The organism is Acinetobacter sp. ANC 4204, from assembly GCF_002135205.1.
Classification (GTDB): domain Bacteria; phylum Pseudomonadota; class Gammaproteobacteria; order Pseudomonadales; family Moraxellaceae; genus Acinetobacter.
In genome coordinates this window covers 1-12,454 of record NZ_NEFZ01000009.1, presented here as the reverse complement: position 1 = coordinate 12,454, position 12,454 = coordinate 1, and the positions used below count along the sequence as shown (strand labels likewise).

Here is a 12,454-nt window from a genome sequence, read left to right as displayed (position 1 = left end):
TGCCTTCACTAAGATGGATTCAACAGTTGCTGTTGAATCCATTTTATATTTTCAGGGCTAAATAAAGGCTCAATATTTTGCCAAATCGGATGAAAACCATAACCACCATGTTTCATCTCAGCCAAGGCATCAGCGGTAGACCAGTTTTGAAAAATAATGCGGTACATCGCCACGCTGGCGCCTGTACGGTCTGAACCATGGTAGCAATGCAGTAAAACTTTTTGCTGATTTTGCTCTGCATGTTGAATTTGCTGCATCACCTTTAACAGGTCTTCTCGGTCAATCGCCCATGTATGAATTGGGATATGCACCAGTTCAAACCCTTGGTTGGACAGTTTTTTTAGGTCTTGATTGCGCGAGCGTAAATTAATAATCACGTCAATTTGCTGTGCTTTTAAACTTGGAACTAAATCTTGATCGGGTTGCTCACTCCGAAAAACAGTTTCGCTGATTTGATAGAAGTTATGCGCAGGTTGGATCGACTGTCCCCAGTGTTGTGGGCGCTCTGTCTCTGGCAGCGCAGGTGTAGTCATACAGCCAGAAATACTGACACACAGAGAAAGCATAACAAGGTATTTGGTCATAGGATCAGGCTCTGATGGTATGAGAGTTCAACAGGGTCATGCGCACAAAAGATTTCGATACTGGGTTCAGACTGTGCCAATTGTTGAATTTTATGCAGGTTGCTTAAACGCTGTGAATTATCTTCGGCAAAAAATACTTCCAAGGCATTTAAGCTGCGAAGTTTGTTTTGAGGGTTGAGTTCTAAGTGAGAGTAGTAGGCATCCCCACAGAAGAGTTTCCAACCCTGTTGGGTTTTAATGGCAATGCCACAGTGACCTTCAGTATGCCCAAACAGCGGAATCAAAAGAATCTCATTATGAAATAAGTCAAACCCTTGCACTTGAGTCAAATTAAACCATGCGTCACCGTGGATCGGCTCAATAAAGTGCCAATGGCGATGCTGCTGAAATTGTTGTGTTTTATAACGCGCTTTATTTTTTAATGATTTCAGGTTTTGTGCAGCATTATATTCGTTAGACAGAATATGCACCGTTGCGTTGGGAAAGTCAGAAATGCCACCTGCATGGTCAAAATCCAGATGTGAAACCAAAATATGTTTAACATCTTTCGGGCTAAAGCCAAGTTTTTGGATTTGTGCAATGGCGGTTAATTCTAAGTTTTGTTCAATTTTTCCAATCCGAGCCACTAACTGCCCCAAACGCTGTTTGGTGTGTAGATAGTCTTGTATGCCTAAGCCTGTATCAATCAGCACCAGCCCTTGATCTGTTTCAACCAAAAGACAATGACACACCACCTTGGCTTGAAAACCTTTTTGGCCGAAGAGCGGAGCACAAACTGGACACATAGTGCCACAATGTAAATGGTGAATGTTATAAATCATAAAGTCATTTTTATCGTGTTGTTTGGACTGTTATAGCGGAAGATTTGAGTTTTAACAGTTTGATTTTGTTAAAGAGTCATGTGTGCCTGCTTTAAGCAGAAAAAAGCCTGTCGATTGACAGGCTTTAAAAAGTTCAAACTCGGCTCGTCATTAGAGTTTGAAATGATCATACAAGGTAACTCAGAACGTATTTTTATGGGTTAGTTTCCTCTTTGGATTGCTTGCAGTTCAGTGCCCATTTTTGTTTTCAATCGGTCTGCTCGGTCAAAACTTCGGGCTTCGCTTGTCTAGTGCAAGAGCAGAGTATTTTATCCTTGCTCAGGCTGTGGAGTCAGGCGTAAATATGGTGTTACTGCCTTATAGCCTTTTGGAAAGCGCTGTGCGATCTCCGCTTCATCTTTGAGTGATGGCACAATCACCACATCATCGCCCTGTTGCCAGTTTGCTGGGGTTGCAACTTTGTGATGATCGGTCAGTTGCAGTGAGTCAATCACGCGTAAGATTTCATGGAAATTACGACCTGTTGATGCAGGATAGGTGATAATCAAACGGACTTTTTTGTTTGGGTCGATAATGACCAAAGAGCGAACCGTTAATGTTTCACTGGCATTGGGATGGATAAAACCATATAGCTCAGACACTTTTCGGTCTTGGTCGGCAATGATCGGGAAGTTCACGGTAGTATTTTGGGTTTCATTGATGTCTTTGATCCAGCCATGATGTGACTCGACATCATCGACTGAGAGGGCAATGGCTTTTACACCACGCTTTTCAAATTCATCTTTGAGTTTTGCGGTAAAGCCAAGCTCGGTGGTACATACTGGCGTGTAGTCAGCAGGATGTGAAAAAAGTACTCCCCAGCTATCGCCTAAAAATTGATAAAAATCAATTTCGCCTTCGCTCGAAGCCTGTTGGAAATTGGGTGCGATATCGCCTAAACGTAAACTCATGGTAAACCTCAAATTATCTTTATGTCTATGGAATGAACATCACTATGGCGCAATTTCTTTTGCATGAAAAATAGTGTTTTATTATTTGTTTATACAAAATACTCATAATGAGGCGGATAGGGGTTCTGTATTTAGGTATATCAAAGATGATCTCGTTTTTGCTCTAGAGACCGTTTATTTGCATGTTTACTAACGGTATTTAAACGAAATTATTTCTGCTCTAAAGTGTGTAACTATATAGGATTGATCGCACATACGATCGGCTATAATTCTTTTTATGATTGATTTATATTGGTTTTTTAAAGTGATTCCAAAAATATAACAAATTTGAGCATTCGAACAATGAGAAAAAATAGGTATCGCCCTGACTTTGTTGCTGTGTGTGGGTGCTTCAACTCATGCGCAGTGGGCAATTGAAACAAGCCCAAGTGAGTACTGCTCGTCAAACGCCACAACAAATTACAGATCAATATCTAGCGTCTCAAAAAAGTCTTACACAGCGGAAAGTGGCGCTGTCTTAGGCTCTCGACCGAGAGTTAGCTCAAGGTCAGACTACGAATGCGAGTAATGTCTACAATATTACCTGCGTACAGCTCGTTCCAATTCTCACTGCGATGCGAGTCACTGATGAGTAGCTTTTAGATTTTCTACAGAGCATGAATCCAAGTCAGTCCAACAACGGAGTGAAAGCCTCGCTGCGGCAAAATCCAGCGCATGAAAGCAAAACCTTGAATAACTGCAAACAATTAAAGTCGCTACTTTAAAAAAGACCGTTGAATCCTGATGAGTTCGGATGAAATCTCTATGTCGGCTGTTTAAAATTTGTTACATTAGTTTGCCTTAGATTCGACGGGCTAGAAACAATGAATAGATTTTTTAAATGGTTTTGTGTAAAGCCCTTGTACTTCAAATTTCTAGCACCATAATAACGACTAAGAAAACATATTCATTTGACAAGCAAGATTTAGAGAGTCTATTCATGTTGGCAAGTCTGATCGGAGGAATCTTCGGTACCAAAAATGAGCGCGAACTCAAACGCATGCGTAAAATCGTAGACAAGATTAATGCGCTCGAGCCGACGATATCCGCTCTTGGCGATGCAGACTTATCTGCAAAAACTGAAGAATTTAAACAACGCTATAACAAGGGCGAAAGCCTCGATAAATTACTCCCAGAAGCATTTGCTGTCTGCCGTGAAGCAGCTAAGCGTGTGATGGGCATGCGTCACTATGACGTACAGTTGATCGGCGGTATTACCTTACACGAAGGTAAAATTGCGGAGATGCGTACAGGTGAAGGTAAAACCCTGATGGGTACCTTGGCGTGTTATTTAAACGCGATTAGTGCTCAAGGTGTTCACGTCATTACCGTGAATGACTACTTGGCACAGCGTGACGCTGAATTAAACCGTCCGCTCTTTGAATTCTTGGGTTTAAGCATCGGGATTATCTATTCCATGCAAGATCCAACAGAGAAAACTGAAGCCTATCGTGCTGATATTACTTACGGTACCAACAATGAATTTGGTTTCGATTACTTGCGTGACAACATGGTGTTCTCGCTTACTGAGAAAAAGCAGCGTGGTTTGATCTATGCCATCATTGACGAAGTCGATTCGATCTTAATTGATGAAGCACGTACGCCGTTGATCATTTCAGGTCAAAGTGATGACTCTTCACAGCTGTATGCTGCAATCAACAGCATCCCACCTAAACTGCATGCGCAGAAAGAAGAAAAAGTCGCGGATGGCGGGCATTTCTGGATTGATGAAAAGCAACGCTCTGTTGAAATGACTGAGGTTGGTTTTGAAACGGTTGAAAATGAACTGATTGAGATGGGCTTGTTGGCTGAAGGTGAAAGTCTATATTCATCGACCAACCTGAACTTGGTTCACCATGTGACTGCTGCCATTCGTGCACATTACTTATATCAACGCAATGTGCACTATATCATCAATGATGGTGAAGTGATCATTGTCGATGAAAACACAGGACGTACCATGCCTGGTCGTCGCTGGTCTGAAGGTTTACACCAAGCAGTTGAAGCAAAAGAAGGCTTGGAAATCCAGCCTGAAAACCAAACGCTCGCAACGACAACCTTCCAGAACTATTTCCGTCTATACAAAAAGCTTTCGGGTATGACTGGTACTGCCGATACTGAAGCTGCGGAAATGAAAGAAATTTATGGTCTAGATGTAGTCATCATTCCGACGCACCGCCCAATGATTCGTCTTGATCAAAACGATTTAATTTATTTAAATCGTAATGGTAAATACAACGCGATTATTCAAGAAATTCAACGCGTGCATGAGTCTGGTGTAGCCCCAATTCTAATTGGTACAGCAACCATTGAAGCCTCTGAGATTCTCTCGGATAAATTGAAAGAAGCAGGCATTCAGCATGAAGTGTTGAACGCAAAACAACACGAACGTGAAGCGGATATTATTGCACAAGCGGGCGCACCGCGTGCGGTGACCATTGCAACCAACATGGCAGGTCGTGGTACAGACATTCTGCTTGGTGGTAACTGGAAAGCTTTACTGGCAAAAATTGAAAACCCAACCCCTGAAGATGAAGCGCGCTTAAAAGCCGAATGGGAACAAAGCCATGAAATGGTATTGAGTTCTGGTGGCTTACACATTATTGGTTCTGAGCGTCACGAATCACGTCGTATTGATAACCAGCTTCGTGGTCGTGCGGGTCGTCAGGGTGACCCAGGTGTGTCGCGTTTCTATCTGTCTCTTGAAGATGACTTGATGCGTATCTTTGCGGGTGATCGTGTTGTGGGCATGATGCGTGCGATGGGCTTACAAGAAGACGAAGCCATTGAGCATAAAATGGTGTCGCGTTCGATTGAAAATGCGCAGCGCAAAGTTGAAGCACGTAACTTCGATATTCGTAAAAATTTATTGAAATACGATGACGTTAACAACGAACAGCGTAAAATTATTTACTCACAACGTGATGAAGTTTTAGCAGAAAGCACATTGCAAGATTACATCGAAGAGATGCAACGTGATGTGATGAAAGGCGTGATTTCTAATTATATTCCACCTGAGTCAATTCATGATCAATGGGATATTGATGGGCTTGAAAAAGCGTTACGTGAAGACCTCGCGATTGATTTACCAATCAATCAGTGGTTGGAAGATGACCGTCGTTTAGATGAAGAATCTTTGGTTGAGCGTATTACTGATGAAGTGGTACAGCGCTATCGTAGCCGCCGTGAACAAATGGGTGATGAAACTGCAGTTATGCTGGAGCGTCATTTCATGTTGAACTCGTTGGATCGCCATTGGAAAGATCACTTAGCGGCGATGGATTATTTACGTCAAGGCATTCACTTGCGTGGTTATGCACAGAAAAATCCTGAACAAGAATACAAAAAAGAAGCGTATAACTTATTTGTAAATATGTTGGCGATTATCAAATCGGATGTTGTGACTGATTTATCTCGCGTACATGTGCCAACGGCTGAAGAGCTGGCTGAAATGGAAGCTCAAAAGCAAGCTCAAGCTGAAGCGATGCAATTGAACTTGTCGCATGCAGACTTTGATGGTTTGTTGGCCGATGATCAAAGCCACTTCGCAGAAGTAGATGCACAGTACGAGCCAGTTGAAGAGTTTGCTGCACCTGCAAGTCGTAACGCGCCTTGCCCATGTGGTTCGGGTCTGAAATACAAACAATGTCACGGTAAAATCTAAACTGTGAGCGAGTGAAAAAGCAGAACTTCGGTTCTGCTTTTTATTGGAATGGCTAAAAAATTCTCATTGAGCTAAATTACATATTGCTTATGATGCCAGCTAAAGCGTTGCAGAATGTGAATAGCAATTGCAGTGTTAGGCATTAAATGCTATTTAGTTGCTCATCATCCAAACCTCTAAAGTGGAAAGACAATGAAAAAAGTATTAAAACCAATCATGATTGTAGCTTTAGCGCTTCCAACTTTTGCATTTGCAGATACCACTACCGCAGCTAAAGTTCAACAAGCACGCGGTGCAACCACAGCACCTGCGGCACAAGCCAATGGCAATATTACGGTACAAAGTCCGCGTACAGGTATTCGTTATACTTTTCCTAACCCTAATCAACGTCCTGTCGTATTACAAACAGCGGCGATTGCTCCGGTGAATGCAGTCACAGTGAATCGTATCGTGGCTTCAAATCCAGCACTTTCCCCTATAAGCCAAGAAAATGCTAAACAAGCACTGTTGTCTGAGTCGGCACAGCTTGCTTCAAATTAATCGTATTTTCAAATATAAAACCAATCTTCGGATTGGTTTTTTTATGTCAAAAATGAACTCACTTTGAAAAGTGAAAACAAACAAAGTCTTCTGCTCGATTTTTTCTGAAAATTCTAATAAGCTGTGGTTTTTCTAACAAATGAATTGGACGTTTAAAATGCCAGTAGGTGACGTATCAATGCCACAAATGCACGTGGTGAAAGGGGTGAGAATCGGAACGGCTGAAGCTTATGTGCGCTATCAGAACCGACGAGATCTTGTCATTTTCGAATTTGCTGAAGGAACCAACGTTGCGGGTGTTTTCACCCAAAATGCCTTTTGTGCAGCACCTGTGCATGTGTCTAAAGCGCACTTACAACAAGCAAATCCACGTTACCTTGTCATTAATACAGGGAATGCCAATGCAGGCACAGGTAAAACTGGTCTGGCTAATGCTCAAAGCACTTGCACAAAACTGGCTGAACTTGCCGATGTAAAGGCGAACGAAATCCTGCCATTCTCAACTGGGGTAATTGGTGAGCAATTGCCTTTAGAGCGTTTGTGTAGTGGTTTACAGCCTGCTTTAAATAGTTTGAGTGCTGACGCTTGGGTCGACGCTGCTACTGGCATTATGACGACTGACACAACTCCGAAAGGCGCATCTGAACAGTTCGAGCTAGATGGCATCATTTATACCATGACGGGTATTTCTAAAGGTGCGGGTATGATTCGTCCAAACATGGCCACCATGTTAGGTTATGTTGCAACTGATGCACCTATCAGCCGTAATTTGGTTCAGCAACTTTTGAGTGAAACAGCGAATGTTTCGTTCAACAGAATTACCATTGATGGTGATACTTCGACCAATGATTCATGTATCTTTGCAGCCACAGGACAAGCTGGTGGTATTGAAATTCAGTCCACAAATGATCCACGTTATGCTGTAGTCTTAGATGTATTGACCCGTATAATGAAACGCCTTGCACAACTGATTGTACGCGATGGTGAAGGTGCAACTAAGTTTATTACGGTTGCAGTTGAAGGTGGGAATGATACACAAGAGTGTTGCGATATTGCCTATAGTATTGCACATTCGCCTTTGGTGAAAACTGCAATTTTTGCATCAGATCCGAACTGGGGACGCATCTTGGCTGCGATTGGTTATGCGGGTGTTAAAAATTTAGATGTTGAAAAAATCCAAGTTTGGTTAGATGATGTGCAAATCTGTAAGGATGGTGGAGCGGCAGTTGATTACACGGAAGCAGAAGGTGCTCGTGTAATGTCGCAAGCGGAAATGACCATTCGTGTAGACCTTGGACGCGGAGCGGCGAAAGACACAGTCTATACCTGTGACTTATCTTATGATTATGTGAAGATTAATGCGGACTACCGCTCTTAATCTGAACATGCTCAAGAAAGCCTCCATTGGAGGCTTTTTTATCTTGAGTGCTTTTGAATGATTGGTCAAAAGCCTAAATGCCATTTGACCAATAAATTGAGTGTGGGAATTGCTTGTTGATAAGCATGAAGGGATGGATGAATGATGAACAATGCGACCAATTTAATTGCCAATGAAGCAAAATCAATTGTGCAGGCGCATTTGGACCGTTTGGGTGAGACCAAAGAGTCACAGCTGAGCGAGGAGGCAAAACAGGAAAAATTTGCCCTAATCTTGGCTGAGCTGAAAAAACGCGATGCAGTTTTGGTAGCACATTACTATTGTGATCCAGAAGTGCAGGAATTAGCCGAGTTAAGTGGTGGCTGCGTATCAGACTCATTGGAAATGGCACGTTTTGGTCGTGATCATCCTGCATCTACCTTAGTGGTGGCGGGCGTTAAATTTATGGGGGAAACTTCAAAGATTTTATCGCCAAATAAAACCATTCTCATGCCCACTTTGGAAGCCACATGCTCTTTAGATTTGGGCTGTCCAGTCGATGAGTTTAGCCAGTTTTGTGATGCACATCCTGATCATACCGTTGTGGTTTATGCCAATACTTCAGCTGCAGTGAAAGCCCGTGCCGATTGGGTAGTGACTTCAAGCTGTGCAGTTGAGATTATTGAGCACTTAGATAGTTTGGGTGAAAAAATTATTTGGGCGCCCGATCAGCATTTGGGACGTTATATCCAAAAGAAAACAGGTGCAGACATGTTACTTTGGGATGGGGCATGTATTGTGCATGAAGAGTTCCGTGCGCGCGGTATTGCTCAAATGAAAGCACTTTATCCAGATGCTGCTGTTTTGGTCCATCCAGAGTCACCTGAATCTGTGGTTGATATTGCCGATGCTGTCGGGAGCACATCACAACTGATTAAAGCTGCTCAGACTTTGCCACATGAGCGATTGATCGTTGCGACGGATCGGGGTATTTTCTACAAAATGCAACAAGCCGTACCCAACAAAATTTTAGTTGAAGCCCCGACAGCAGGTGAGGGTGCAACTTGTCGGTCTTGTGCACACTGCCCGTGGATGGCAATGAATGAGCTAGATGGTATTTTGGAGGTTTTACAAAAAGGGGATCAAGAAATTTTTGTTGATCCTGCTTTGGCAGAACGTGCAAAACTACCTTTAGATCGGATGTTGGATTTCAGTGCATCATTAAAACGTTAAATTTTGTATAAAAAACAGCTGAAACGCTTGATTAATATACATTTGACGTGATTTTTTTACTTTTTTTAAATATAGGTGTTGACGTTATCAAGCGTCGCGCCTAGAATGCACACCGTACCGAACGAGATGTTCGATACGAAAAGCTGAGATGAATCGGAGCATAGCACAGCCTGGTAGTGCACCTGGTTTGGGACCAGGGGGTCGTAGGTTCGAATCCTACTGCTCCGACCAATTCTTCAAGGCAAGGTTTTCCATAATACCTCGTATTATTGGTCATGCGCCTGTAGCTCAGTTGGATAGAGCATCCGCCTTCTAAGCGGATGGTCACAGGTTCGAATCCTGTCAGGCGCGCCATTTGGTAGCTTGGTATATAAGAACCGAAACATGATGGTGGATGTAGCTCAGTTGGTAGAGCCCTGGATTGTGATTCCAGTTGTCGCGGGTTCGAATCCCGTCATTCACCCCAACTTTAAAAAGTTGAAATCGGAGCATAGCACAGCCTGGTAGTGCACCTGGTTTGGGACCAGGGGGTCGTAGGTTCGAATCCTACTGCTCCGACCATTTATTAAAATGGTCGAGATAAAGATACCGCGTTAAGCGGTTTTTTTATGCCTGAAATTTAGTGAAGTGCGTAAAAAAAGCCTTCGTGATGAAGGCTTAATTTAAGATACAAGCGAAGCAGATAATGTTTAAGGAATAATAATAATATTCACACGACGATTCAACGCTCGATTTTCTTCACTGTTATTTTCAACCAGTGGTTGTGAAGCACCACGACCAAGGGACTGAATATTTTGAGTTTTGAATCCTGTTTCAATAAAGATTTGACTGACGCTAGCTGCACGTTTTTCTGACAGTGTTTGATTATATGCTGGGTCTCCAATATTATCCGTATGTCCGACCACTTTGATTGTATTCAGATTATATTGTTGAAGTTGTTTTGATAGTGCCTCTAGCGGAGGCTTTTGAGCGGCTTGAATATCGGATTGGTCAAAGCCAAACAATAATTTTTCAGGCAGTCTCAGCGTCCAGCCTTCTTCGGTCAGGGTAAAGCCTTGTTTTTTCAACATGCGCGCCTGTTTATAGTTGAGATGTCCTAAACTGAGGCAGCCAGATAGGATGGTTATAAGACTTGTGACGATAATTAATTTATAAAGATGTTTTAGCATACGGCTTCCTAATAAATATCTTGACAGGGGGTGATATACCACCCTTGAGCTAAGTTTTTGGCTTTATACATGGCATTATCGGCTTCAGCAATCAGGTCTTCGGGCGTTGTTGCACATTTGGAAAAGGCCACGCCAATACTGAAACTGAAATAAATTTGCTGTTGGTCGAAATTCAGGGGAGCTTGGCTACATGCAATTAAGTGCTCACAGATCTGCTCTAAGTGCTCATAATGTTTGATATTGCCAACGAGAATAGCAAACTCATCTCCACCTAATCGTGCAACGACATCATAATTACGAACATTCTTCTTTAAGCGTAGAGCCATTTCTTTTAAAACTGCATCGCCTGCTAAATGCCCATAGGCATCATTAATATCTTTGAAGTTATTATTATCAATAAAGAATAATGCAGTTTGATTTTCCTCTAGATTTTCAAACTGATTACATAAAATATTGTAGAAATAATGTCGGTTTGGTAGCTCTGTTAGTTGGTCGTGTAGAGCTTTATGAGATAGCAGTGAGTTTTCGCTTTGTAGTTTTTCATTGGTGCGTTGCACCTTGTCTAGCAAATTGTTAAAAGCACCACTAATCACTCGAAATTCATAAATGGGTGAAGATGGCAGTCGGGCTTGGTAATTGGTATCAAGATTTAAACTTTCAACGGTGTTAACCATAGGTTGAATAGAGTGCATCAGTTTTCGATAGGTAGAATGTACTAACCACAGCATCACTAATAGAATAATAAAAATACCAATAGATAAGCAGATCAACATCTGAAAGAAAAAACTCATCAGTTGATTTGCACTACCATGAATAATTAAAGTGCCGTACTGGTTATTTTTGTGCTTAATGCTTTGACTAACAGGATCTGCAAAAAAGACCCGATTAAATAGATTTTCCAGCCATGCAAACTCAGTTCGATTTTTGTACACTGCTGCAAGAGTATCTCCTTGCATGTCCTTTACCACAATTGCGCGTATTGGATACTGTTGAATGTGGTTGTTCAGTGTTTGTTGTAGTGTAATACGGTCATTAAAAATGACTGCGGGTTGGATTTGTTCACTTAGGGTTGCACTCAAGATATTTAAGCTTTGCTTGGCATAGGTATTCATGGTGTAACTTGAAATAACAATAAAAATTAAGCTACAAATACCAAGTGTCAGTGAAAAAATTAGCAATTGGGACTGACTAAAAATCTTTTGTAAAGATGTGTTGTAGTGCTTACGAAACATTGTGTTAAGGCTCCGTAGATTTTGCTAATAATAAAACACGCGGATCTACATGAGCACGCGATTGAGAAAGGCTGCTTAAATTCACTTTAAAAGAAGTTCTAGTTTTACTCTGGTATAAGCAAAAAGCACTACCTAATTCACATTCAGCATTATTCGAACTGAATGTAAGGGGCGCATCTTTTAAACTATTAATAATATTTTGCTCTTCACGAGGTGTATATGTTGAGAAAAAGACTGCATTACACATCACTTTATTGAGTTCAGATAAGTTAATAGCTTGAATTTGGTAAGCGCTTTTGAGTTGCTGATTGACTTGTGCAAACTGATTAGAGAGTTGAGTGTTATTTAAAATACATAAAGAAACAGGATTTGGGGTATTCCATCGAACATAGCTTAAGATAGTCAATGTGGTCGTGGGGAGATTAAGTTGAGGTTGTGCCTGTGCCTGTGAAATCATTACACAAGACAAGAGAACACAATAAATTCTGTATTTAAAAGCTGTCATTATTCATTTTGCTTGGCAGCGAGATAGAGCATATCTTAACGAAAAATAAACAAGGATAGTAAAAAATGCTTTAATAATCGTCAAAAACAACAAATTTGACTAAAAAACACCCATTCAAAATAATAATTGCTGTAAAGGGGTTGTGTAGTATTAGGAATGGTGTAGAATGCACATCCATCGGCGGTGATGAAGATTAAAACTTCTGATAAAACAGCAACTTAGTTAAAATTGATTGAGTTGGGTTTTAGAAAGAGAGTTTAAAATAATTTAAATTACCAGTTGACTTTTAAGAGATTGAGAGTAATATAGCCGACCTAGCTTGATGGTGACGAACCATTGAGAAGATCATTAAGAGATTAT

General features: G+C 41.4%; 11 protein-coding genes and 4 tRNA genes. 9 read left to right on the top strand and 6 right to left on the bottom strand.

Annotation, left to right across the window (positions count from 1 at the left end; all coding sequences use genetic code 11):
• Positions 1-8: 8 nt before the first annotated feature.
• The 3 genes from B9T36_RS15690 to B9T36_RS15680 all read right to left on the bottom strand — a co-directional run bounded on the left by B9T36_RS15690 (position 9) and on the right by B9T36_RS15680 (position 2,355).
• Positions 9-584 carry a dual specificity protein phosphatase family protein gene (locus tag B9T36_RS15690; protein ID WP_086210397.1) on the bottom strand — a complete coding sequence of 192 codons (576 nt, stop codon included), beginning with the start codon at positions 582-584 and terminating at the stop codon, positions 9-11.
• Positions 581-1,405 carry an MBL fold metallo-hydrolase gene (locus tag B9T36_RS15685; RefSeq protein WP_086210396.1) on the bottom strand — a complete coding sequence of 275 codons (825 nt, stop codon included), beginning with the start codon at positions 1,403-1,405 and terminating at the stop codon, positions 581-583. The genes B9T36_RS15690 and B9T36_RS15685 overlap by 4 nt, the downstream gene beginning before the upstream one ends.
• A gap of 308 nt (positions 1,406-1,713) precedes the next feature.
• A complete protein-coding gene (locus tag B9T36_RS15680) occupies positions 1,714-2,355 on the bottom strand; it encodes a peroxiredoxin (protein WP_086210395.1) in 642 nt (213 codons plus the stop codon).
• A 398-nt stretch (positions 2,356-2,753) separates the two neighbouring features.
• Here B9T36_RS15680 and B9T36_RS19335 point away from each other — a divergent pair, with 398 nt between their 5' ends.
• The 9 genes from B9T36_RS19335 (at position 2,754) to B9T36_RS15635 (ending at position 9,749) form a co-directional block, all read left to right on the top strand.
• Positions 2,754-2,876 carry a hypothetical protein gene (locus B9T36_RS19335; RefSeq protein WP_265733402.1) on the top strand — a complete coding sequence of 41 codons (123 nt, stop codon included), beginning with the start codon at positions 2,754-2,756 and terminating at the stop codon, positions 2,874-2,876.
• A 458-nt stretch (positions 2,877-3,334) separates the two neighbouring features.
• Positions 3,335-6,058 carry a preprotein translocase subunit SecA gene (gene secA / locus B9T36_RS15670; protein WP_086210394.1) on the top strand — a complete coding sequence of 908 codons (2,724 nt, stop codon included), beginning with the start codon at positions 3,335-3,337 and terminating at the stop codon, positions 6,056-6,058.
• Positions 6,059-6,250: 192 nt separating this feature from the next.
• Positions 6,251-6,598, top strand: coding sequence for a hypothetical protein (locus tag B9T36_RS15665; protein ID WP_086210393.1), 348 nt, complete (start codon positions 6,251-6,253; stop codon positions 6,596-6,598).
• 157 nt (positions 6,599-6,755) lie between these two features.
• Positions 6,756-7,976, top strand: a complete 1,221-nt coding sequence (gene argJ, locus B9T36_RS15660) for a bifunctional glutamate N-acetyltransferase/amino-acid acetyltransferase ArgJ (protein WP_086210392.1) — start codon at positions 6,756-6,758, stop codon at positions 7,974-7,976.
• A 144-nt stretch (positions 7,977-8,120) separates the two neighbouring features.
• Positions 8,121-9,188: a quinolinate synthase NadA gene (gene nadA / locus B9T36_RS15655; protein WP_086210391.1), complete on the top strand. Its 1,068-nt coding sequence runs from the start codon at positions 8,121-8,123 to the stop codon at positions 9,186-9,188.
• A 154-nt stretch (positions 9,189-9,342) separates the two neighbouring features.
• A tRNA-Pro gene (locus B9T36_RS15650) sits at positions 9,343-9,419 on the top strand.
• Positions 9,420-9,465: 46 nt separating this feature from the next.
• Positions 9,466-9,542, top strand: a tRNA-Arg gene (locus B9T36_RS15645).
• 36 nt (positions 9,543-9,578) lie between these two features.
• Positions 9,579-9,654: transfer RNA gene (locus B9T36_RS15640), tRNA-His, on the top strand.
• An 18-nt stretch (positions 9,655-9,672) separates the two neighbouring features.
• Positions 9,673-9,749 (top strand) — tRNA-Pro (locus B9T36_RS15635).
• A gap of 128 nt (positions 9,750-9,877) precedes the next feature.
• Here B9T36_RS15635 and B9T36_RS15630 read toward each other — a convergent pair.
• Genes B9T36_RS15630 through B9T36_RS15620 form a run of 3 tightly spaced genes read right to left on the bottom strand, consistent with a single transcriptional unit; the run spans position 9,878 to position 12,094 of the window.
• The gene (locus tag B9T36_RS15630) at positions 9,878-10,357 is read right to left on the bottom strand and encodes an OmpA family protein (protein ID WP_086210390.1); all 480 of its coding nucleotides are present in this window, start codon (positions 10,355-10,357) and stop codon (positions 9,878-9,880) included.
• An 8-nt stretch (positions 10,358-10,365) separates the two neighbouring features.
• Positions 10,366-11,589 carry a diguanylate cyclase domain-containing protein gene (locus tag B9T36_RS15625; protein ID WP_086210389.1) on the bottom strand — a complete coding sequence of 408 codons (1,224 nt, stop codon included), beginning with the start codon at positions 11,587-11,589 and terminating at the stop codon, positions 10,366-10,368.
• 4 nt (positions 11,590-11,593) lie between these two features.
• Positions 11,594-12,094: a YfiR family protein gene (locus B9T36_RS15620; protein ID WP_086210388.1), complete on the bottom strand. Its 501-nt coding sequence runs from the start codon at positions 12,092-12,094 to the stop codon at positions 11,594-11,596.
• Positions 12,095-12,454: the final 360 nt, after the last annotated feature.